15 protein-coding genes and 3 pseudogenes are annotated in these 20,886 nt (G+C 70.7%); 13 read left to right on the top strand and 5 right to left on the bottom strand.

Going from position 1 to position 20,886, the window contains the following annotated elements; genetic code table 11:
- The first annotated feature begins 66 nt into the window (after positions 1-66).
- From AQJ91_RS04950 to AQJ91_RS04920, 7 genes are all read left to right on the top strand, one after another.
- Entirely contained in the window at positions 67-912 is an 846-nt protein-coding gene (locus AQJ91_RS04950; protein ID WP_067016736.1) for a DegV family protein, read from the top strand.
- Positions 913-1,031: 119 nt separating this feature from the next.
- Positions 1,032-2,051 carry a ComEA family DNA-binding protein gene (locus AQJ91_RS04945; protein WP_107122344.1) on the top strand — a complete coding sequence of 340 codons (1,020 nt, stop codon included), beginning with the start codon at positions 1,032-1,034 and terminating at the stop codon, positions 2,049-2,051.
- Positions 2,048-4,654, top strand: coding sequence for a ComEC/Rec2 family competence protein (locus AQJ91_RS04940; RefSeq protein ID WP_067016732.1), 2,607 nt, complete (start codon positions 2,048-2,050; stop codon positions 4,652-4,654). Before AQJ91_RS04945 ends, AQJ91_RS04940 begins: the two co-directional genes overlap by 4 nt.
- A 4-nt stretch (positions 4,655-4,658) precedes the next feature.
- Complete coding sequence (locus tag AQJ91_RS04935; RefSeq protein WP_067016730.1) at positions 4,659-5,498, top strand: arylamine N-acetyltransferase family protein; 840 nt, start codon at positions 4,659-4,661, stop codon at positions 5,496-5,498.
- A 62-nt stretch (positions 5,499-5,560) separates the two neighbouring features.
- A complete protein-coding gene (locus tag AQJ91_RS04930) occupies positions 5,561-5,806 on the top strand; it encodes a hypothetical protein (RefSeq protein WP_067016727.1) in 246 nt (81 codons plus the stop codon).
- A gap of 77 nt (positions 5,807-5,883) precedes the next feature.
- Complete coding sequence (gene holA / locus AQJ91_RS04925; protein ID WP_199847848.1) at positions 5,884-6,873, top strand: DNA polymerase III subunit delta; 990 nt, start codon at positions 5,884-5,886, stop codon at positions 6,871-6,873.
- A 233-nt stretch (positions 6,874-7,106) separates the two neighbouring features.
- Entirely contained in the window at positions 7,107-7,502 is a 396-nt protein-coding gene (locus AQJ91_RS04920; protein ID WP_067016723.1) for a nuclear transport factor 2 family protein, read from the top strand.
- Between the two features lie 206 nt (positions 7,503-7,708).
- Here AQJ91_RS04920 and rpsT read toward each other — a convergent pair whose 3' ends face one another.
- Positions 7,709-7,975, bottom strand: a complete 267-nt coding sequence (rpsT, locus tag AQJ91_RS04915; RefSeq protein ID WP_015660447.1) for a 30S ribosomal protein S20 — start codon at positions 7,973-7,975, stop codon at positions 7,709-7,711.
- 263 nt (positions 7,976-8,238) lie between these two features.
- Here rpsT and lepA point away from each other — a divergent pair, with 263 nt between their 5' ends.
- The gene (gene lepA, locus AQJ91_RS04910) at positions 8,239-10,107 is read left to right on the top strand and encodes a translation elongation factor 4 (RefSeq protein WP_067016721.1); all 1,869 of its coding nucleotides are present in this window, start codon (positions 8,239-8,241) and stop codon (positions 10,105-10,107) included.
- A gap of 237 nt (positions 10,108-10,344) precedes the next feature.
- Positions 10,345-12,219 carry an AMP-dependent synthetase/ligase gene (locus AQJ91_RS04905; protein ID WP_067016719.1) on the top strand — a complete coding sequence of 625 codons (1,875 nt, stop codon included), beginning with the start codon at positions 10,345-10,347 and terminating at the stop codon, positions 12,217-12,219.
- A gap of 373 nt (positions 12,220-12,592) precedes the next feature.
- Here the strand turns inward: AQJ91_RS04905 and AQJ91_RS48780 are convergent.
- Positions 12,593-12,895: pseudogene (locus AQJ91_RS48780) on the bottom strand (zinc ribbon domain-containing protein); the annotation flags it as partial.
- A 129-nt stretch (positions 12,896-13,024) separates the two neighbouring features.
- Between AQJ91_RS48780 and tnpA the strand changes: the two are divergent.
- Positions 13,025-13,422, top strand: a pseudogene (gene tnpA, locus AQJ91_RS48775) (IS200/IS605 family transposase).
- Positions 13,423-13,815: 393 nt separating this feature from the next.
- Here tnpA and AQJ91_RS04900 read toward each other — a convergent pair.
- A pseudogene (locus AQJ91_RS04900) lies at positions 13,816-15,126 on the bottom strand (HAMP domain-containing protein); the annotation flags it as partial.
- A 102-nt stretch (positions 15,127-15,228) separates the two neighbouring features.
- Here AQJ91_RS04900 and AQJ91_RS04890 point away from each other — a divergent pair.
- From AQJ91_RS04890 to AQJ91_RS04880, 3 genes are all read left to right on the top strand, one after another.
- Positions 15,229-17,196 carry an ATP-binding SpoIIE family protein phosphatase gene (locus tag AQJ91_RS04890; RefSeq protein ID WP_199847847.1) on the top strand — a complete coding sequence of 656 codons (1,968 nt, stop codon included), beginning with the start codon at positions 15,229-15,231 and terminating at the stop codon, positions 17,194-17,196.
- 115 nt (positions 17,197-17,311) lie between these two features.
- Complete coding sequence (gene hemW / locus AQJ91_RS04885) at positions 17,312-18,544, top strand: radical SAM family heme chaperone HemW (RefSeq protein WP_067017212.1); 1,233 nt, start codon at positions 17,312-17,314, stop codon at positions 18,542-18,544.
- 100 nt (positions 18,545-18,644) lie between these two features.
- The gene (locus tag AQJ91_RS04880) at positions 18,645-19,223 is read left to right on the top strand and encodes a Uma2 family endonuclease (RefSeq protein WP_079084675.1); all 579 of its coding nucleotides are present in this window, start codon (positions 18,645-18,647) and stop codon (positions 19,221-19,223) included.
- Here AQJ91_RS04880 and AQJ91_RS04875 read toward each other — a convergent pair.
- Positions 19,201-20,016: a DUF3097 domain-containing protein gene (locus AQJ91_RS04875; protein WP_067016709.1), complete on the bottom strand. Its 816-nt coding sequence runs from the start codon at positions 20,014-20,016 to the stop codon at positions 19,201-19,203. The genes AQJ91_RS04880 and AQJ91_RS04875 overlap by 23 nt on opposite strands.
- Before the next feature lie 31 nt (positions 20,017-20,047).
- Positions 20,048-20,773 carry an MBL fold metallo-hydrolase gene (locus AQJ91_RS04870; protein ID WP_067016707.1) on the bottom strand — a complete coding sequence of 242 codons (726 nt, stop codon included), beginning with the start codon at positions 20,771-20,773 and terminating at the stop codon, positions 20,048-20,050.
- Between the last annotated feature and the right edge of the window lie 113 nt (positions 20,774-20,886).

The raw sequence follows: 20,886 nt of genomic DNA, 5'->3' as shown, positions 1-20,886 counted from the left end.
CCACGGCCGCCCAGGTGACAGGGGCCGGGCTGCCGTCCGGGCGCTACGCCAGGTAACCTCCAGCTCATGTCCCGCCATGTCGCGATCGTCACCGATTCAACGGCCTACCTGCCGCCGCGGACGATGGAGCGCCACGGCATCACATCGGTGCCCCTGACCGTGGTCCTCGGTGACCAGGTGCTGGAAGAGGGCACCGAGATCTCGACCCGCTCCCTGGCCCAGGCACTCCAGAAACGACGCCCCGTCACGACGTCCCGCCCCAGCCCCCAACTCTTCGCGGAGACCTACCGCGCGGTCGCCGAGTCCGGCGCCACCGGCATCGTCTCCCTGCATCTGTCCGCCGAACTGTCCGGTACCTACGACGCGGCGGTCCTCGCGGCGCGCGAGGCGCCGGTGCCGGTGCGGGTGGTGGACACCGGGATGGTCGCGATGGCGCTCGGATTCTGTGCGCTCGCCGCGGCGGAGGCGGCGGAGACGGGCGGCACGGTCGACGAGGCGGTGACGGCCGCGGAGAAACGGGCCGCCGGGACGTCCGCCTACTTCTACGTCGACACCCTCGACTATCTGCGCCGCGGCGGCCGTATCGGCGCCGCGCAGGCCCTGCTGGGCTCCGCGCTCGCGGTGAAGCCGTTGCTCAAGCTGGAGGGCGGCCGGATCGAACTCCTCGAGAAGGTACGGACGGCGTCCAAGGCGATCGCCCGCCTCGAGGAGATCGTGGCCGACCGGGCGGGCGGCGCGCAGGTCGACATCGCGGTGCACCATCTCGCCGCCCCCGACCGGGCGTCGGCGCTGGCGGACCGGCTGCGGGCGCGGGTGCCCGGGCTGGCCGACCTTCATGTGAGCGAGGTCGGGGCGGTGATCGGGGCGCATACCGGGCCGGGGTTGTTGGGGGTTGTGGTGTCGCCGCGATGACGACGGCGGGCTCGGGCGATTCACTCGTGTGAGTGGTGGAGTTATCCACAACTGGGCAGTGATCCACGGGATTTGAGCAAGATCATCGCGAACGTGCCGAGGTGCCCGATCCTCGTCGCATGGCACTTCGATCACGCACACGCACAGCGACCGCTACCAGTGGCCCCGGCCGTGGCCCCCGCTCCGACGGCCGTATCCGTCATCGTCGCCCGCACGACCGGAGCCGGAGCCGGCAGCGGTATGCGTCGGCCGAGGAGCTCCGCCGACGTGCGGAGGTGCTTTTCGCCGAACGCGCCGGGGAATGGCGGGAGTCGGGGAATGCTCCGCCGGGTGGGGATGGGTATGCCCCGCATGCTGACGACAGGGAATCCGACGTAGATCTTGATGCGCCTGACGTCCGTGCCGAGGGGCGTGCTGCCGCGGGGGACTGGCGGGTACGGGCCGGGATGGCTCTGCGGGAGCGGATGCCGGTGTGGCTGCAGGCGCGGTGCGGGCTGGAGCGGCGAAGTGTGGTCGCACTCACCGTGGTGCTCGTCGTCGCCGCCGGGTTCGCCGTGCAGCACTTCTGGGCCGGCCGTGTTCAGCCCGTGACAGCGCCCGAGGTGGTGCGGGCCGCGGCTCCGTTGGGAGGGGGCGAGGAGAAGCAGGCGGTTGATCCGGGGGCCTCTGCGGCGGGTGTCCCCCATGCCGCGGCCGCGGGTACGGCCGGGGCGGAGATCGTGGTGGACGTCAGCGGCAAGGTGCGCGATCCGGGCATCCATCGTCTGCCGGCCGGTTCGCGGGTCGCCGACGCCCTGCGCGCGGCTGGTGGGGTGCGGCCCGGCACGAACACCGAGGCGCTCAACCGGGCACGGTTCCTGGTGGACGGGGAGCAGGTGATCGTCGGCGGTCCGGCCGCTGCCGCTGTTCCCGGCTCGGCCGGCGCGGTGGCGGGCGCGGCACCCGCGGCGCCGGTCTCGCTCAACACGGCCACGGTGGATCAGCTCGACACGCTGCCCGGCGTCGGCCCGGTGCTGGCGCAGCACATCATCGACTACCGCACACAGCACGGCGGTTTCCGTTCGGTGGACGAGCTGCGCGAAGTCAATGGCATCGGCGACCGCCGCTTCGCCGATCTGCGAAATCTCGTACGGCCATGAGGCGCGGCGCCGTAACCCCGCCCGAGGACGTGACCGCCGACCATGTGCGCCCTGCCGTGCACGCCGCGTCCGGGACCCGGCTCGGCGCCGCCCATCCCCGGCAGGAAGGACCCACGGATCTCCGACTCGTCCCACCCGCGCTCGCCGCCTGGGCGACGGCGGCGCTGACGCTGGACGCCCCGCCGGACCGGGTCGCCGGTGTCACGGTCGTGTGCCTGGTCCTGGCGGGTGTGCTGTTGCTGATGCGGCGGCGACACGGGGCGGCTGGTGGCGGCGGGCGGGTCGGCGGCCCCGTGCCCGGTCCCGTCGCCGTGCGCCTCACCTGGCCGCGGGTCTCGGTCGCCGCCGTCCTGCTCTGTGTCGCCGCGGCCGCTGCCTCCGCCGGGCTGCACGGGGCCGATCTGCGGCGTGGGCCGGTGCCCGGGCTGGCGCGGGAGTACGCCACCGTGACTGCCGAGGTCGAGGTCACCTCCGATCCCCGGCTCACCCGGCCCCGGGTCAGAGGGGACCGTGTGGCGCCGACCTCCGTGCTGATCAATGCCGACGTGCGACGGGTGGAAGGGGCCGGTCGGCCGGCCGTGGTGACGCGGGCGCCGGTGCTGGTGATCGTCGATGTGGGGGCGCGGGGCGCCGGTGAGGAGCGGGGGCGTTCGCCCTGGCTCGGGTTGTTGCCCTCCACGCGGTTACGGGTGTCCGCGCGGCTGGCGCCCGCGATGGGGGACGGTGATCGGATCACGGCCGTGCTGCGGGTACGGGACCGGGCGGCGCCTGAGGTGGTGGGGGAGCCGACGGGGGCGCAGCGGTTCGCGGGACGGTTGCGTGCGGGGCTGCGGGAGGCCACCGACGGGTTGCCGGCGGACGCGCGGGCGCTGCTGCCCGGGCTGGTCGTGGGCGACACCTCGCGGATCACCCCGGAGCTGGACGAGGCGTTCAAGGAGACCGACCTCGCGCACACGCTGGCCGTCTCCGGCAGCAACCTCACCATCATCCTCGCCCTCCTCATCGGTCCGCCGGGCCGCGCCCAGCTGGTCGAGCGCCGTGGCCTCGCGCCCCGCCTCGGTCTCTCCCTGCGGACGACCGCGCTGCTCGGCGGGGTGCTGACGCTCGCATTCGTCGTCGTGTGCCGACCGGATCCGAGTGTGCTGCGGGCCGCGGCCTGCGGGGCCGTCGTGCTGCTCGCCCTCGCGACCGGACGCCGCAGGTCACTGATCCCGGCACTGGCGACGGCCGTCCTGCTGCTGGTGCTGTACGACCCGTGGCTGGCCCGCAGTTACGGCTTTCTGCTCTCCGTCCTGGCCACCGGCGCGCTGCTCACCATCGCACCCCGCTGGAGTGCGGCGTTGCGGCGGCGCCGGGTGCCGCCGCGGTTGGCGGAGGCGCTGGCGGCCGCGGCGGCGGCGCAGGCCCTGTGCGCGCCGGTCGTCGCGGTGCTGTCGGCGCGGGTGAGCCTGGTGGCGGTGCCGTGCAATCTGTTCGCGGAGTTCGCGATCGCGCCGGCCACGGTGCTGGGCTTCGCGGCGCTGGCGACCGCGCCGGTGGCGATGCCGGTGGCCAAGGCGCTGGCGTGGGGCGCGAGTTGGCCTGCGGGATGGATCGCGGACGTCGCCCGCACCGGGGCGGCGCTGCCCGGCGGGGGAGTGGACTGGCCGGGCAGCTGGACCGGAGCGGCGCTGCTGGCTGTCGTCACGGTGGTCGTGCTGCTGGTGGGCCGGCGACTGCTGCGGCACCCCTGGTGGTGTGCCGTCTGCGCGGTGCTGGTGGCGCTGGCCGTGGTGCAGCCGCCGCCGCTGACCAGGGTGATCACGGGGTGGCCGCCGCCCGGCTGGCGGTTCGTGATGTGCGACGTGGGGCAGGGCGACGCGACGGTGCTCGCGGCGGGCGACGGCACGGGCGTGGTCGTGGACGCCGGACCCGACCCGAGGCTCGTCGACCGCTGTCTGCGCACGCTCGGCATCACCAGGATCCCGCTGGTCGTGCTCACTCACTTCCACGCCGACCATGTCGCGGGCCTGCCCGGTGTGCTGCGCGGGCGGGAGGTGGGCGCGATCGAGACGACCGGGTTCGAGGAGCCCGTGGACCAGGTGGAGTTCGTACGGAGGGAGGCGGCCGCCCGGGGTGTGCCGGCGACGCGTGCCGTAGCCGGGGAGGAGCGGCGCACCGGGGCGCTGTCCTGGCAGGTGGTGTGGCCGCCACCGCCTCCGATGCCGGGCCGTCTCGGTCCGGCACCGGAACCGGAAGAGCCGAACGACGCCAGCGTCACCCTGCTCGTCCGGTCGGCCGGGCTGCGGCTCCTGCTGCTCGGGGACCTCGAGCCCCCGGCCCAGCGGGCGCTGTTGAGATCGCCGGCGGGGGCGCTGCTGGGCGGAGTGGATGTGCTCAAGGTCGCCCACCACGGCTCGGCGTACCAGGACCCGGACCTCATACGCCGGGCGGCTCCGCGGCTGGCGCTCATTTCCTGCGGGGAGGACAACTCGTATGGACATCCCGCTCCCAGTACGGTCGCGGCGCTGCGGGCGCAGGGCGCGGTGGTGCTGCGGACGGACCGGGACGGGGCGCTGGCGGTCGTGGGTGCGGGCAGTCGGCTGCGGGTGGCGGGAGACTGAGGGCATGGATTCCGCTGAGGTTGATGCCTATCTGCGCCGCCTGGGGGTCGAGCACCCGGCGTGGCCGACCGTCGACGTCCTGCGCGAACTGCAGCTGCACCATCTGCAGACCGTGCCCTTCGAGAACCTGTCGATCCACCTGGGCGAGGAGATCGTGCTGGAGGAGAAGCGGCTGCTGGACAAGGTGGTGGGAGCACGGCGGGGCGGGTTCTGCTACGAACTGAACGGCGCGTTCGCGGCGTTGCTCACCGCGCTGGGCTTCGACGTCACACTGCTGGCGGCGCGGGTGTACGGCGACGGGGGGCTGCTCGGGATCCCGTACGACCATCTCGCGCTGCGGGTGCGGACGGTGGACGGGGGCGAGTGGCTGGCCGACGTCGGGTTCGGGGCGCACAGTCACTACCCGCTGGCGTTCGAGGCGCGGGGCGAGCAGGTGGATCCCGGGGGTGTGTTCCGGGTTGTCGAGGCGGGGCCGGACGCTGCCGGGGTGCGAGGCGGGTACGACGCGGTGGGGGCGGCGGACCTGGATGTGATCCGGGACGGTGAGCCGCAGTACCGACTGGAGCGGCGGGCGCGGGTGCTCGGCGACTTCGTGGCCGGGGCGTGGTGGCACAGCACCTCGCCGGCCTCGCACTTCACGCGGTCGTTGGTGTGTTCGCGGGTGACGGAGGAAGGCGGGAGGGTCACGTTGAGCGGGCGTGACCTCAAGGTGACGGCCGCTGACGGGACACGGGAGGAGTGGGAGCTGGGGACGGACGAGGAGGTGCTCGGGGTGTATCGGGAGCGGTTCGGGATCGAGCTGGAGCGGGTGCCGGTGGTGCGGAGTGCCGACCGCGGTGAATGAAAGTGAATGAGCGTGAACGGTGGTCCGCCGGGGGCTGGTCCGGGGTAGCGGAAAATGGCGGCGTGAGTGATGTGAGACATGTGCTGGTGCTGCCCGACCGTGATGCAGCGGAGGAGGTGGCCGAGGCGCTCCGGGAGCGGTTCGCGATCGACGAGGAGCCGCAGCTCGTGCGGGATGCGCTGGCCGGTGAGGATGATGCCGAGGACGCGCAGTGGCTGGTGGTGCTGCGGGACGAGAAGGGCCGGCTCGATGCCGGGGTGCTGGACGAGTTCGTGGGGGAGTGGGACGGGTGGCGGGAGGAGCCGTAGGGCGGTGAGCTCACGTGCAGGGGGTGCGTTGAGGTGCACGGCGGGCGTTGTCAGTGGGCCGTGGGATGCTTGTCGCGATGGCCAGGAAGACTGCGAATGACGACCTGCTTGCCCCGCTGACGCTTGCCGTGGGGCAGGAGGAGCTGCTGCTCGACCGTGCCGTGCAGGAGGTGGTGGCCGCCGCGCGGGCCTCGGACGCCGACACGGATGTGCGGGACCTGACGCCGGACCAGTTGCAGCCCGGCACGCTCGCCGAGCTGACCAGTCCGTCGCTGTTCGCGGAGCGGAAGGTCGTCGTCGTGCGCAATGCGCAGGATCTCTCGGCGGACACGATCAAGGACGTGAGGGCGTATCTGGGGGCGCCGGCCGAGGAGATCACCCTGGTGCTGCTGCACGCGGGCGGCGCCAAGGGCAAGGGGCTGCTCGATGCCGCGCGCAAGGCGGGAGCGCGGGAGGTGGCGTGCCCGAAGATGACGAAGCCGGCGGATCGGCTGGCGTTTGTGCGGGGGGAGTTCCGGGCCGTGGGGCGGTCCGCGACGCCCGAGGCGTGTCAGGCGCTCGTCGACTCGATCGGGAGCGATCTGCGGGAACTGGCGTCCGCCGTGTCCCAGCTCGTGGCCGATGTCGAGGGGACCATCGACGAGGCCGTCGTCGGGCGGTACTACACCGGGCGCGCCGAGGCTTCGAGCTTCACGGTTGCCGACCGGGCGGTTGAGGGACGGGCCGCGGAGGCGTTGGAGGCGTTGCGGTGGTCGCTGGCGACCGGGGTGGCGCCGGTGATGATCACCAGTGCGTTGGCGCAGGGTGTGCGGGCGATCGGGAAGCTGTCTTCGGCTCGTGGGGGGCGGCCGGCTGATCTGGCGCGTGAGCTGGGGATGCCGCCGTGGAAGATCGATCGGGTGCGGCAGCAGATGCGGGGGTGGACGCCGGATGGGGTTGCGGATGCGCTGCGGGCGGTGGCTGAGGCGGATGCGGGGGTGAAGGGTGGGGGGGATGATCCCGAGTACGCCCTGGAGAAGGCTGTGGTGGCGATCGCTCGGGCGGCTCGGTCGCGGGGGCGGGGGTAAGGGGGCGGGCTGGGTTCGCCCCCCGCCGCACCTACCCGTCCCATCCCCCAGGGGCTCCGCCCCCTGGACTCCCGGCCTGTGCCCACCCGCCACCCGTTCACTGTCGGGAAAGAGGCTGGGCTTGAAAGCCCTGGTGCTCCCCCTCCCTTGATCCACTAGCCGTGCCTCCAGCGAAGAGGAGAATCAGGTGTATCAGCCGTAATCGCCTACATGACGGAGAGGCGGCGATCGTCATGGCTGAACACCCGCACGCAGAGCTCGTCCGCAAGGGATACGAAGCCTTCAACCGCGGTGACATGGACACCTTGCGGACCTTGTTGGCCGGGGACGTCACACACCACGTGCCCGGCAGTGGCCTGCTCTCGGGCGACTACAAGGGGCAGGACGCGGTCATCGAGATGTACGGCCGGCTCTTCGAGGAGACGGGCGGGACGTTGCGCGTCGAGCTGCGGAACATTCTCGTCGACGGGCGAGGACACGCTGTGGCTCTGCACCACTTCAGCGCCGAGCGCCAAGGCAAGCGCATCGACCAGAACGCATGCATCGTCTTTCGGATCGTCGGGGACAAGGCCACGGATCTCGACGAGTGTGTCGACGACATCGAAGCGGCCGACGAATTCTGGTCGTAGGGATCGCACACTCCGGGCACCTGGTCATGCCGAAGGCCCCGGCTTCCGCCCTGGGGAAGGGTGGGGTGCCGGGGCCTTCGGATCAAGCTGCTGGGGCCACGCCCGCGTGGCGAACGCAGGCCGCGCGTGGCTCCGGGGGTGCCGGGCGGGAGCGGATGAGAGAGGGCCCGCTCTGGTCCGTCCGGCGGTCAGATCAAAGAAGGAGTTCAGCCCTTGAGGGACGCGACCTTCGACGCCAGCGCCGACTTCTTGTTGGCGGCCTGGTTCTTGTGGATGACGCCCTTCGAGACGGCCTTGTCGAGCTGACGCGCGGCAGCGCGCTGGTACTCGGTGGCCTTCTCGACGTCACCCGCGGCAGCGGCCTCACGGGCCTTGCGGATCGCGGTCTTCAGGGAGGACTTGACGGCCTTGTTGCGCAGCCGGGCCTTCTCGTTGGTCTTGATCCGCTTGATCTGGGACTTGATGTTCGCCACGAATTGAGCCTTTACAGGTTCAGGCACGGGGCCGCGAAGGTCCCGCACCAGGTGATTTCTTGAGGTGTGCCTCGCGCTGAGAGGGCATGAGACACAGCCACCCAGGGTACCAGCGGCCGGTCAGCCACCCCAAACCGGTCTCCAGGGCCCCTCCGTCACGGCCCAGACCGGTTCCAGGTCGCCGCCCGTGGGACCATGGAACCTACGTATCGATCCGACCCGAGCCGCTGACCCTGCGGATACCTCAAGAATCAGGACCCTGCGTGCCCGCGACCCCTAACCATGTGCCCGAGCCGAGCCGTACCGACCCGGCTCTGATCCGCAATTTCTGCATCATCGCGCACATCGACCACGGCAAGTCCACACTCGCCGACCGGATGCTCCAACTGACCGGTGTGGTCGAGCAGCGGCAGATGCGTGCTCAGTACCTCGACCGGATGGACATCGAGCGTGAGCGCGGTATCACGATCAAGTCCCAGGCTGTGCGTCTGCCGTGGGCTCCGACCCACGATCCCGGCAGCACGCACATCCTCAACATGATCGACACCCCGGGTCACGTCGACTTCACCTACGAGGTCTCGCGGTCGCTCGCCGCCTGCGAGGGGACCGTGCTCCTCGTCGACGCCGCTCAGGGCATCGAGGCCCAGACCCTCGCCAACCTCTACCTGGCGATGGAGAACGACCTCAAGATCATCCCCGTACTGAACAAGATCGACCTGCCGGCCGCCCAGCCGGAGAAGTTCTCCGAGGAGCTCGCCAACCTCATCGGTTGCGACCCCGACGACGTTCTCAAGGTCTCCGCCAAGACCGGTGTCGGTGTCGACGCGCTGCTCGACAAGGTCGTCCGGGAGGTTCCGGCGCCGGTCGGTGTCGCCGACGCCCCCGCCCGCGCGATGATCTTCGACTCGGTCTACGACTCGTATCGCGGCGTCGTGACGTACGTCCGTGTCATCGACGGCCAGCTCAGCCGGCGCGAGCGCATCCGGATGATGTCCACCGGCGCCACGCACGAGCTGCTGGAGATCGGCACCAACTCGCCGGAGATGCTGCCCGCCGACGGGCTCGGCGTCGGTGAGGTGGGCTACCTCATCACCGGTGTGAAGGACGTCCGCCAGTCCAAGGTCGGTGACACCATCACCAGCCAGGCCAAGGGGGCCACCGAGGCGCTCGGCGGTTACAAGGACCCCAAGCCGATGGTCTTCTCGGGTCTGTATCCGCTGGACGGATCCGACTACCCGGAGCTGCGCGACGCCCTCGACAAGCTCCAGCTCAACGACGCCGCGCTCGTCTACGAGCCGGAGACCTCCGCCGCGCTCGGCTTCGGTTTCCGCGTCGGCTTCCTCGGACTGCTGCACCTCGACGTGATCCGCGAGCGGCTCGAGCGCGAGTTCGGGCTCGACCTCATCGCCACCGCGCCGAACGTGGTCTACCGCGTCCTGATGGAGGACGGCACCGAGCACACGGTCACCAACCCGAGCGAGTTCCCCGAGGGCAAGATCAGCGAGGTGTACGAGCCGGTCGTACGCGCCACGATCCTCGCGCCCTCCGAGTTCATCGGGTCGATCATGGAGCTGTGCCAGACCCGGCGCGGTGTCCTGCTCGGCATGGACTACCTCTCCGAGGACCGGGTCGAGATCCGTTACACCCTGCCGCTCGCGGAGATCGTCTTCGACTTCTTCGACCAGCTGAAGTCCAAGACCCGCGGCTACGCCTCGCTGGACTACGAGCCCACCGGCGAGCAGACCTCCAGCCTGGTCAAGGTCGACATCCTGCTGCACGGCGACAAGGTGGACGCCTTCTCGGCGATCACGCACAAGGACGCCGCGTACGCCTACGGTGTGCGGCTCGTCGCCAAGCTGCGCGAGCTCATCCCGCGGCAGGCCTTCGAGGTGCCCATCCAGGCCGCCATCGGCTCCCGGGTCATCGCCCGCGAGACCATCCGCGCCATCCGCAAGGACGTCCTCGCCAAGTGCTACGGCGGCGACATCTCCCGTAAGCGCAAGCTGCTGGAGAAGCAGAAGGAAGGCAAGAAGCGGATGAAGATGGTGGGTTCCGTGGAGGTTCCGCAGGAGGCCTTCATCGCCGTCCTGAGCAGCGATGACAGTGCGGGATCGGGCAAGGGCAAGAAGTAACCGCAGGTAACAGGGGGGGTGCGTTCCCAAAGCGGGTAGAACAGGGGCCCGCCGTGCGAAAGTGCGGCGGGCCCCTGTTTGTGCGTACGGTCTCACTCTGGAGGAAGTGACAGTCCGCCGCCCCTTACGCACTGGCCGGTCGCGCTCTACTCTGATCTCTGCTCGATAGTTACTCGCGAGTTAAACAACAGCCGCAAACCTGAGCCAGCCGCACTGTCGCGGGCCCCGGAGGATGTCGTGAGCGACACACAGACTTTGATCGAGAACCGCCCGCCGACCGTGGCGGCCCTCTTCCTGGAGCGCGTGGCGGCCACACCGGACGCCGAGGCGTACCGCTATCCCGTTCCGCCCGCCTCCGGGCAGGGTCCGGACGACTGGAAGTCGCTGAACTGGGCGCAGACCGCCGAGCGGGTCTACGCCATCGCGGCCGGCCTCATCGAGCTGGGCGTGCAGCCCGAGCAGCGGGTGGCCCTCGCGTCCTCGACCCGGCTCGAGTGGATCCTCGCCGACCTCGGCATCATGTGCGCCGGGGCCGCGACCACGACCGTCTATCCGCAGACCAACGCCGACGAGTCGGCGTTCATCCTCGCCGACTCCGAGAGCCGGGTGCTGATCGCCGAGGACGCGGTCCAGCTCGCCAAGGCGCAGGAGAAGCTCGGTGAGCTGCCCGCGCTCACCCATGTCGTGGTCATCGACCCGGCCGGCGTCGAGAGCAGCGACTCGGTGCTCACCCTCACCGAGCTGGAGGCCCGCGGCGCCGCCCGCCTGGAGAAGGACCCCGACCTGGTCAGGGAGCGGGTCGGCGCGATCACCAAGGACCAGCTCGCGACGCTGATCTACACCTCCGGCACCACCGGCCGCCCCAAGGGTGTGCGCCTCCCGCACGACAACTGGTCGTACATGGCGAAGGCGATCGCCGCGACCGGGCTGGTCGGCGCCGACGACGTGCAGTACCTGTGGCTGCCGCTCGCGCACGTCTTCGGCAAGGTGCTGACCTCCGGGCAGATCGAGGTCGGGCACGTCACCGCCGTCGACGGCCGCGTCGACAAGATCATCGAGAACCTGCCGGTCGTACAGCCGACCTACATGGCCGCCGTGCCGCGCATCTTCGAGAAGGTCTACAACGGGGTCGCCGCCAAGGCCCGGGCGGGCGGCGGCGCCAAGTACAAGATCTTCCAGTGGGCCGCCGAGGTCGCCCGCGAGTACGCCAAGGCCGCCCAGGACAACTTCCGGCGCACCGGCACGGCGTCGGCGCCCTTCGCGCTGAGCGCCAAGCACAAGGTCGCGGACGCGCTGGTGTACGCCAAGATCCGGGAGGCGTTCGGCGGCAACCTGCGGGCGTGCGTGTCCGGGTCGGCCGCGCTGTCTCCGGAGATCGGGTACTTCTTCTCCGGCGCCGGGATTCACATCCTCGAGGGGTACGGGCTCACGGAGTCCTCGGCCGCGTCGTTCGTGAACCCGGGTGAGGCCTACCGCACCGGCACGGTCGGCAAGCCGCTGCCCGGTACGGAGGTGCGCATCGCCGACGACGGCGAGATCCTGCTGCGCGGGCCCGGGATCATGGAGGGCTACCACGGGCTGCCCGAGAAGACGGCCGAGGTGCTGGAGGCCGACGGGTGGTTCCACACCGGGGACATCGGGGAACTGTCGCCCGACGGGTATCTGCGGATCACCGACCGGAAGAAGGACCTCATCAAGACGTCGGGCGGCAAGTACATCGCGCCTGCCGAGGTCGAGGGGCAGTTCAAGGCGGTGTGCCCGTACGTGTCCAACATCCTGGTGCACGGGGCCGACCGGAACTTCTGCACGGCGCTGATCGCGCTCGACGAGGTGTCGATTCTCGGCTGGGCCGAGGAGAACGGGCTCGGGGGGAAGCCGTACGCGGAGGTTGTCGCCGCGCCGGAGACGGTGGCGATGGTCGAGGCGTATGTGAAGCAGCTCAATGAGGGGCTTCAGCGGTGGCAGACCATCAAGAAGTTCCGGTTGCTGCCTCGGGACCTCGATGTTGAGCATGGGGAGATCACGCCGAGTCTGAAGCTGAAGCGGCCTGTTGTTGAGCGGGAGTACAAGCATCTGATTGATGAGATGTACGCCGGGGCACGCGAAGCCTAGGGGGAGGGGTGGCGGGGACTGCTTGGCGGCTGCGGGTTCGTTGTGGCTTGTCGCGCCCACGCGGCGGAGCCGCAAGTTGATGCAGTCCCGCGCCTCTGGGGTTGGATTCCTCGGCCCCTGTTTATCAGTTGGCGTATCTCTCTCACTTGTGTGCGCAGCGTCGGCAGGCCCGGGGGGTTCTCCTCCGCCAGGTCGGCCTCCAAAGCCGCCAGGCGGGCGCTCAACTCTTCGTTGTCTGCGTGTTCCTGGGCGAGTAGGCGCTCCAACTGCTGGCTCTTGCGGTGCAGGTCAAGGAACACGTTGACCTTGGCCCTTGACTTGCTCCTCGGGCTGAAGCCCGAGGATTCTGGCCTTCTCGTCCGTTGCTGCGCCGCTACGCGGCACGGGGTCGGGGGGAGAATCCGTGGCTTCCTGCTTCGCCGCGCTGTGCCAGGACGAGTCCTGGTCCTACCTGCGCTCCACAGGCTGCGACCGCCAGTCCGGCGGCCGTTTTCACGTTCTTCGCGGCATTGTGGTCCCGGTCATGGACCGTGCCGCACGCGGGGCAGGTCCACTCCCTGATGTGGAGAGGTTTGGGGCCGTCCTTGACGCCGCAGGCCGAACAGGTCTGGGAGGTCGGCTCGAACCTGCCGATCTTCACCAGGGTGCGCCCGTACCTGACCGCCTTGTACTCCAGCCATGATCACGAAGGCCCGCGGGCTTCTTGCGTCCGGGGCAACCTCACCCCAACTGCCTCACACAGCGTGACCGGTGAGCCCGCCCGTCATCGCCGCACCCCCATCAAGTTCGAAGACCCGCTTTCGTGATGCATGTGCATTTGGTCTTCGTCACCAGGTTCCGGCACAAGGTGTTCACGGATGCTCATCTGACGCGCATGGAGGAGATCATGCGGTCGGTGTGCGGGGACTTCGAGTGCGAGCTGGTGGAGTTCAACGGCGAGAACAACCACGTCCACCTCCTGGTGAACTTCCCGCCCAAGGTCGCCGTCACCAATCTGGTCAACTCCCTCAAGGGTGTCTCCTCCCGTCGCCTGCGCCTGGGGGCACCTCCCGGCCGAAGGCTGGGGGAGAGTTCCCCGACCTGGTACGGCACTACTGGCGGGCCAACAAGCTCTGGTCCGGGTCCTACTTCGCCGGAACCGTCGGCGGCGCCCCGCTCTCCGTGGTCAAGCAGTACATCGAGCAACAGAACCGGCCTGTGTGAGCATCACCCCGCTCCGCCGGGAAGGCCATCGCGGCGCTCCGCGCCACGGGTGATGAACACGCGACGTCCGGCTCCGCCGACCAGGAATCCGCGACGCTCCGCGTCGCCACGACAAGATTCGCTTCACCACCGGGCTGAAGCCCGATGCACTGCGAACGAATCCCGGTAGCCGGCGATGAACGCGAGCCCTTTCGCCGGAGCGGTGGTGCGGAGCGAGGCGCCGTCCTCGTCGGGGTCGGCCAGGAAGAACGCGCCGTACTGGGCGTTCACCAGCGGCGTCAGCTCGCGCAGGATCAGGTCGGCGACCTCCATCAGGTCGCGGTGGCCCTGCATCAGCGCGGCGAGGCGGGCCAGGGTGGACTCCAGCCAGTCCTTCGCGCGGGTCGTCTCGCGCAGGTTGGCCACCAGCAGGTTGATGTTGTCCTTCAGCTCGGCGACCTCGCCGCGCGCCTCGACCGTGATCGAGCGGGACATGTCGCCCTGGGCCACCGCGGAGGCGACCTCGGCGATCGCGCGGACCTGGGTGGTCAGGTTCAGCGCGAGTGCGTTCACGTTCGTCGTCAGCCGCTTCCAGGTGCCGTACACGCCCTCCACCCGGGCCTGGCCGCCCAGTTGGCCCTCGGAGCCGACCTCGCGGGCGACGCGGGTCACCTCGGAGGAGAAGGAGGAGAGCGTGTCGACCATGGTGTTGATGGCGGTCTTCAGCTCCAGGATCTCGCCGCGCGCGTCCACGTCGATCTTCTTGGAGAGGTCGCCGTGGGCGACGGCGGTGGTGACCTGGGCGATGTTCCTGACCTGTGAAGACAGGTTGTCGGCCATGTAGTTGACGTTGTCGGTGAGGTCCTTCCAGACGCCGGACACGCCCCGCACCTGGGCGCGTCCACCCAACTGGCCCTCGGTACCGACCTCGCGGGCCACGCGCGTGACCTCGTCCGCGAAGGCGGAGAGCTGGTCCACCATCGTGTTGACCGTCAGCTTCAGCTCGAGCAGCTCACCGGTCGCCTCGACGGTGACCGTGCGGGTCAGGTCGCCGCGGGCCACCGACGTGGTCACCACGGCGATGTCCCGCACCTGGGCGGTCAGCCGGGACGCCATGGTGTTGACCGCCTCCGTCACATCCCGCCAACTGCCCGACAGAACCGCACCTTGGCCCGGCCGCCGAGCCGCCCCTCGGTGCCGACCTCGCGGGCGACCCGGGTGACCTCGCCGGTGAACAGGGAGAGCTGGTCGACCATCTTGTTCACGGTCCGGCCCAGGCGCCGCAGGTCACCGCGTAACTGTCGGGTGCCGTCGTGCAGATCGACCCGCTGGGTCAGATCGCCGCCGGCCACCGCGTCCAGCACCCGCGTCGCGTTCGCCGCCGGGGCCACCAGGGCGTCGAGCAGCTGGTTCACATCGGTGACCCGGGACGTCCAGTGGCCCTGCCCGGGGCTCGCCGAGAGCCGCTCGTCGAGCCGGCCGTGCCGCACCAACTCCCGCTTGACCCGCTGCACTTCGGTGTTGAAATGCAGGCTCCGGTCCAGGATCTGGTTGAAGACGGCGGTCAGCTCGCCCACCAAGCCGTGGCCCGTCTCCGGGGATCTTCCGGAAGTCACCGTCCCGGGCCGCCGTCATCGCGGCGAGCAGAGGGCGCAGCTCCGATGCTCGGATTTGCTCCGGTTTCTGTCCGTCTTCGAGCACTCGTGTAGCACTGTTCTCACTCATGGCGGCCCACTTCGGTAACTCGGTGCTTATGGGCGTGGCCAGTCTGTCACTCTGTCCGCATCGACTGAGGTGTATTCGTCCGAACTGCTCGGGGAGCTGGACATGGGGGCCATTCCGACGCGACGGGAGTCCGCTTCCCGTGCCTCTGAGGCGCCTGCGCGTGACAGCGCACGCCCGCGCACGGGGGCGGAAGCGGAGCCCGGGGGCCGCCTTGCGCGCCCGCGCACAGGGCCACGCGGACACGACGCACCCTTGCGGGCGCAAGCGCATACCGCCCTCCCCGGCAGCCCCCAGGACCCCCGCGCCGCGCGCGCCCAGGTGCGCGCCGCCCTCGCCCGGTGGACCGAGTCACACCTCCCCGGCACCGAACACCTCACCGACCGCCTCGAAGAGGACGCGCTGGTCGTCGTCAGCGAGCTCGTCACCAACGCCGTCGTCCACGCGGGCACCGACGTCGAACTCACCTGCCATCTGGAGGATTCCGGCGCTCTGGTCGTCGAGGTCCTCGACCACCACCCCTCCCGGGCCCCGCGCGACGGCGAGGCCGAACCGGCCTACGAGACACCGGAATACGGGCGCGGCCTGCGTCTGGTCGCCCGGCTCGCCGAGTCCTGGGGCGTCACCTACCGCAGAGGCGCCAAGACCGTGTGGGCGCGGCTGCCCGCCGAGGACACGGAAGCCGACGGCGACGAAACGGAGGCGTACGCGGGAGAGCGCGCCCTGGAGCGGGGCCTGCGCGACGCCGGGATACTCGCCCCCGAGCCGCGACGGTCCGACCGCGACCGCGACTGGCTCAACCGCGGCGCCCTGTCCTTCCTCGCCGAGGCCTCCGACCTGCTCGCCGGCCAGCTCGACGAGAACCTGGTCGCCGCCCTCGTCGGCCAGCTGATCGTGCCGCGCCTCGCCGACTGGTGCGCGGTGTGGCTGGAGGACGAGGTCACCGGCCGCGGTGGCTGGACCTCCGACGGTGCCGGCGGGACCGCGCCGCGCCTCGCCCGCGTCTGGCACAGCTGCGAGACCCGTATCGAGGAACTGCGCCGCACCCTGGAGAAGGAACCGCCGCGTCCCGTCGGCCCGCCCCGGCCCACCCCCGTCGCCCACCCGTGGCCCGAAGAGGAGCTCGGCACGGCGCTGGCGTACCGGCTGATCGCGGGCGGCAGACCGCTGGGCACGCTGGTCATCGGGCGGGCCGGGCTGCTGTGCTTCCCCGACGAGGTCACCGGCCTCGTCGAGGACCTCGGCCGCCGGGTCGCCCTCGCCATCGGCGCCGCCCGCCAGTACGCCCGTCAGGCCACCATCAGCGCCGTCCTCCAGCGCGGCCTGCTGCCCGGCGCCGTCGCCGAGATCCCCGGGGTGCGCAGCGCCCTCGTCTACGAGCCGTGCGACAAGGGCGGCCCCAGCGGCGACTTCTACGACCTCTTCCCGGCCGGCGACGGCCGCTGGTGCTTCGCCGTCGGCGACGTCCAGGGCAAGGGCCCCGAGGCCGCCGTCGTGATCGGCATCGCCCGGCCCTGGCTGCGTCTCCTCGCCCGCGAGGGCTACCGCGCCGCCGACGTCCTCGACCGCCTCAACCAACTGCTCCTCGACGACGCCACGGAAGCCGCCGACGCCGCCGCCCGCGCCCTGGTCGGCCCGGTCGGCCCCGGCGACGGCCCGCAGACCCGCTTCCTGTCCCTCCTCTACGGCGAGCTGACCCCCTTCGACGGCGGCGTCCGCTGCACCGTGGCGTCCGCCGGGCACCCGCTGCCGCTGCTCCTCGGGGCGGGCGGCGAGGTGCACACCCCGGCCCGGCCGCAGACCCTGCTCGGCGTCATCGAGGACGCCACGTACACCAGCGAGACCTTCGAGCTGCGGCCCGGCGACAGCCTGCTGTGCGTGACCGACGGGGTGACCGAGCGGCGCTGCGGCTCCCGCCAGTTCGACGACGGCGACGGGCTCGCCGCCGCGCTCTCCGGGTGCGCGGGGCTGAGCGCGGACCTGATCGCGGAGCGGATCCGGCGGCTGGTGCACGAGTTCGGCGAGAGGCCGCCCGAGGACGATCTGGCGCTGCTGGTGCTTCAGGCGGAGTAGCGGAGGGGGTGGTGGGGGCGGTGGGGCGGCAGTGGCGGGGGCACGGCCGCGCACTGCTTCGACGCCCGGCCGTCCGTGGCCGGTATGCGTACGGACGTACGGGACAATGGACCACATGCCTTCCGCACTCCCCGACGGCGAGCCCGTCCCCGACGACGGCGCACTGCCCGCGCCCGCGCTCGCCGGGGCCGCCGGCCGACCCCTCGGGTTCTATCTGCACGTCCCGTACTGCGCGACCCGCTGCGGCTACTGCGACTTCAACACCTACACGGCGACCGAGCTGCGCGGCACCGGCGGTGTCCTCGCCTCCCGTGACAACTACGCGGACACGGTGATCGACGAGATCCGCCTGGCGCGGAAGGTGCTCGGCGACGACCCGCGTCCCGTCCGCACGGTGTTCGTGGGCGGCGGTACGCCGACGCTGCTGGCGGCGGGTGATCTCGTACGGATGCTCGGTGCGGTCCGCGACGAGTTCGGGCTGGCGCCGGACGCGGAGATCACGACGGAGGCGAACCCGGAGTCGGTGAACCCGGCGTACCTGGCGACCCTCCGGCAGGGCGGCTTCAACCGGATCTCCTTCGGCATGCAGAGCGCGAAGCGGCATGTGCTGCGCGTGCTGGACCGTACACACACGCCGGGGCGGCCGGAGGAGTGCGTGGCGGAGGCGCGGGCGGCGGGGTTCGAGCACGTGAACCTCGACCTGATCTATGGCACGCCGGGGGAGTCGGACGACGACTGGCGGGAGTCGCTGCGGGCGGCTCTGGGCGCCGGCCCCGACCACATCTCGGCGTATGCGCTGATCGTCGAGGAGGGTACGCAGCTGGCGCGGCGCATCCGGCGGGGAGAGGTCCCGATGACGGACGACGACGTGCACGCCGACCGGTACCTGATCGCGGAGGAGCTGCTCTCGGCGGCGGGCTTCGACTGGTACGAGGTCTCGAACTGGGCGACCTCGGAGGCCGGGCGCTGCCTCCACAACGAGCTGTACTGGCGGGGCGCCGACTGGTGGGGTGCGGGGCCCGGTGCGCACAGTCATGTGGGCGGGGTGCGATGGTGGAACGTGAAGCATCCGGGGGCGTACGCGGCGGCGCTGGCGGGCGGGCGGTCGCCGGGGGCCGGGCGGGAGCTCCTGACGGAGGAGGACCGCCGGGTGGAACGGATCCTGCTGGAGCTGCGGCTCCGGGAGGGGGTGCCGCTTGATCTGCTGCGGGCTGAGGGGCTTGCGGCTGCGCGCAGGGCGCTGGGGGAGGGGCTGCTGCAGGAGGGGCCGTATGGGGAGGAGCGTGCGGTGCTGACCTTGCGAGGGCGGTTGCTGGCGGATGCGGTGGTCAGGGATTTGGTGGACTGATCACTCGGGCGAGTGAATCGGTGCGGAACGCCGGTTCGGTCCCTAACCTGGTTCGTAGGCTGCCGACAAAAGTACGCGGCGGATGTGGAGGGCCACGGAGATGACCGCTGTGGACGAGCGTGGGATGACCAAGTACTTCGAGGAGCTTGAGCCTCCCGAGGGCATCAAGGTTGAGCTTCTCCGGGGGGAAATCGTGATGATGGCCACTCCCGATCTGGTGCATAACCGGATCGTGGTGGACGTTCAGGACCAAATCCCGCGCAAGCGCTGGGAACGGCTCCAGACGACGGACGTGGACATCATTGACGAGGCCAGCGAGCCCATTCCGGACCTGGTGGTGCTGGAACGGGGAGTGGCTCCAGACTCAGGCCATCTGGTGCCGTCCCAGTTGGTCACTTTGGTGGTCGAGGTGGTCTCGAAGACGAGCGTCGACCGGGACTACGGGATCAAGCGTTCCATCTACGCGGCAGGCAAAATCCCTGCCTACCTGATCATCGACCCGATCGTGGCGCACAGCGTTCTACTCACCGACCCCATCGGTGAAGGAGACCAGGCCGACTACCGTGGGCAATGGATCACGAAGTTCGGTGACCCCGTCCTGCTCGACTTGCTCGGCATTGAACTGGACACGAGCGAATTCGGGATCCTCACCGGGGTCAGGCGTCACCGACTTCCGTAACGAAGTCGATCAGCTCCTCAACCCTCCCCAGCAACTCCGGCTCCAGGTCCTTGTAAGACCCCACTCGCTTCAGAATCGCCTGCCACACCGCCCCGGTGTTCTCCGACGGCCACCCCAGCGCCCGGCACACCCCCGTCTTCCAGTCCTGGCCGTGCGGGACCCGTGGCCAGCCCGGGATGCCCAGGGACGACGGTTTCACCGCCTCCCAGACGTCGATGTACGGGTGGCCCACGACCAGGGCGTGCTCGCTGGTCACCGACTGGGCGATCCGCCACTCCTTCGTGCCCGGTACCAGGTGGTCCACCAGGATGCCCAGACGGGCGTCGGGGCCGGGGGCGAATTCGGCCACGATCGACGGGAGGTCGTCGACGCCCTCCAGGTACTCCACGACCACGCCCTCGACGCGCAGATCGTCGCCCCACACCTTCTCGACCAGCTCGGCGTCATGGCGGCCCTCGACATAGATGCGGCCGGCGCGGGCCACGCGCGCGCGTGCCGTCGGGACGGCCACCGAGCCCGATGCGGTGCGGGTGGGGCGTACGGGGGCGCCCGACGCGGGGCGGACCAGCGTCACCACCCTGCCCTCCAGCAGGAAGCCCCGCGGCTCCAGCGGGAACACCCGGTGCTTGCCGAAACGGTCCTCCAGCGTCACCGTGCCCGCCTCGCAGCGGATCACCGCGCCGCAGAACCCGGTGCCCGGCTCCTCGACCACCAGACCGGGCTCCGCCGGGACCTCGGGGACGGGCTTGGGCTTCTTCCACGGCGGGGTCAGGTCCGGAGAGTACTGGCGCATTCGGATGACGATAGGAGAAGCCCGGAGGTCATCAGAGCGACACGCCGAAACGGGTTGCCAGGGCGTCCCGTTGACGCCGTACGAACGCCGCGTCCACCACCGCTCCGTGACCAGGCACGTACAGCGCGTCCTCGCCGCCCAGGTCGAGGAGGCGGTCCAGGGCCGCCGGCCAGTGGGACGGTACGGCGTCGGGGCCGGCCTGGGGTTCGCCGGACTCCTCCACCAGGTCGCCGCAGAAGACCACCTCGGGCGAGCCCGGCACCAGGACCGCCAGGTCGTGGGCGGTGTGGCCGGGGCCCACGTTCGCCAGGAGGACCTGGCAGCCGCCGCCCAGGTCGAGGGTCCACTCGCCGCTCACCTGGTGGCGGGGGAGGACCAGGGCGTCCACCGCCTCGTCCGCCGCGGCCGGGTCCAGCCCGTTCCGTACCGCGTCCGCGCGCAGCGCGTCCCGCTCGTACGCGAACACCGTGTCCATGCCGACCGGGCCGTACACCTCCGCCCCCGCGAACGCCGCCGCCCCGAAAACATGGTCGAAGTGCGGATGCGTCAGCGCGAGATGAGTCACACGGTGACCCGTGAGTTCCTGCGCCCGCGTACGCAACCGAGCGCCCTCCCCGAGGCTCGACCCCGCGTCGATCACCAGAGCCGTGCCGTCCCCGACGATCAGCCCGGCCGTGCAGTCCCACACCGGCAGCCGGCACCGCCCGACCCCGGCCGCGACCCGCTCCCACCCCAGCTCTTCCCAAGTCACCGTCATACCGCGACGCTAGCCAAGACACCGTCTTCGGGCACGGCATCGCAGGCTGCCTTGCCCGGGGCGTACCCCACCGCCGTACACTGGGCCGGGGACGGCTGGCACTCGGAAGCGTT

Source organism: Streptomyces dysideae (genome assembly GCF_001514305.1).
Lineage (GTDB): Bacteria > Actinomycetota > Actinomycetes > Streptomycetales > Streptomycetaceae > Streptomyces > Streptomyces dysideae.
Note: the sequence above shows the minus strand (reverse complement) of the source record. Positions and strands in the feature narration are given on the sequence as shown.

Excerpts from the sequence above, each read along its gene's own strand:
- AQJ91_RS04950 (WP_067016736.1), top strand. The coding sequence starts at position 67 with ATGTCCCGCCATGTCGCGATCGTCACCGATTCAACGGCCTACCTGCCG.
- AQJ91_RS04945 (WP_107122344.1), top strand. The coding sequence starts at position 1,032 with ATGGCACTTCGATCACGCACACGCACAGCGACCGCTACCAGTGGCCCC.
- AQJ91_RS04940 (WP_067016732.1), top strand. The coding sequence starts at position 2,048 with ATGAGGCGCGGCGCCGTAACCCCGCCCGAGGACGTGACCGCCGACCAT.
- AQJ91_RS04935 (WP_067016730.1), top strand. The coding sequence starts at position 4,659 with ATGGATTCCGCTGAGGTTGATGCCTATCTGCGCCGCCTGGGGGTCGAG.
- holA (WP_199847848.1), top strand. The coding sequence starts at position 5,884 with ATGGCCAGGAAGACTGCGAATGACGACCTGCTTGCCCCGCTGACGCTT.
- AQJ91_RS04920 (WP_067016723.1), top strand. The coding sequence starts at position 7,107 with ATGGCTGAACACCCGCACGCAGAGCTCGTCCGCAAGGGATACGAAGCC.
- AQJ91_RS04890 (WP_199847847.1), top strand. The coding sequence starts at position 15,229 with ATGGGGGCCATTCCGACGCGACGGGAGTCCGCTTCCCGTGCCTCTGAG.
- hemW (WP_067017212.1), top strand. The coding sequence starts at position 17,312 with ATGCCTTCCGCACTCCCCGACGGCGAGCCCGTCCCCGACGACGGCGCA.
- AQJ91_RS04880 (WP_079084675.1), top strand. The coding sequence starts at position 18,645 with ATGACCGCTGTGGACGAGCGTGGGATGACCAAGTACTTCGAGGAGCTT.
- AQJ91_RS04875 (WP_067016709.1), bottom strand. The coding sequence starts at position 20,016 with ATGCGCCAGTACTCTCCGGACCTGACCCCGCCGTGGAAGAAGCCCAAG.
- AQJ91_RS04870 (WP_067016707.1), bottom strand. The coding sequence starts at position 20,773 with ATGACGGTGACTTGGGAAGAGCTGGGGTGGGAGCGGGTCGCGGCCGGG.